General features: G+C 64.6%; 1 tRNA gene. It reads right to left on the bottom strand.

The features are described 5' to 3' along the window. Positions 1-292: 292 nt before the first annotated feature. Positions 293-367: transfer RNA gene (locus ACNOHI_RS25255), tRNA-Glu, on the bottom strand. Positions 368-590 lie beyond the last annotated feature (223 nt).

Below are 590 nucleotides of genomic sequence, written 5' to 3'. Positions count from 1 at the left end.
TGTTGACGACAGAATTCCTGCGCCCCGGAGGATCGCTGCGCCCACTCCATGCTTGCTCAAGGGTCGATGCGCGGCAGCTGTCACGTGCTGAAGGCCCCGCGCTCGTCCGGTGCAGCCAAGGATATTGGCCGCCGCGCTCGTCGAGCACGTAGTTGCGCGCCCTCGCGCGCGCGGTGACATTGGAGCCGATCAGAGGTCAGAGCGCGCGCGGGGAAAGGGCATCAGCACGTTCCGAATGCTGGACATATGCTGGACATCAGTGGCGGACGGTTTGCTAAGCCATTGAAAAACATGGCGCTCCCTAGCGGAATCGAACCGCTCTCTCCACCGTGAAAGGGTGGCGTCCTAACCGATAGACGAAGGGAGCAAACGCAAGGCCACGCCGCATGTTGCGACAGGCCCGCTGGCCGGTCCGAGTCGTGCCCGGCGGCTTGCAGCGGGCGAACGTATAGTGGCGTTTGCGGCCGTGGGCAAGCCGTCCCGGCCGCTCTTTTGGGCCCGGTGGATAGCCCTGGCCCCGGAAGGATCGGGGCTGCGATTTCAACGGTTTCTTAGGGTTCCCGGGCTAGCGCTGGCGGGGGAGACTGAAA

Origin of the sequence: Noviherbaspirillum sp. ST9, from assembly GCF_048799745.1 — a bacterium.
Classification (GTDB): domain Bacteria; phylum Pseudomonadota; class Gammaproteobacteria; order Burkholderiales; family Burkholderiaceae_D; genus Noviherbaspirillum.
The sequence above is the reverse complement of the archived record's forward strand: the minus strand, read 5'-3'. Positions and strand labels throughout refer to the sequence as shown.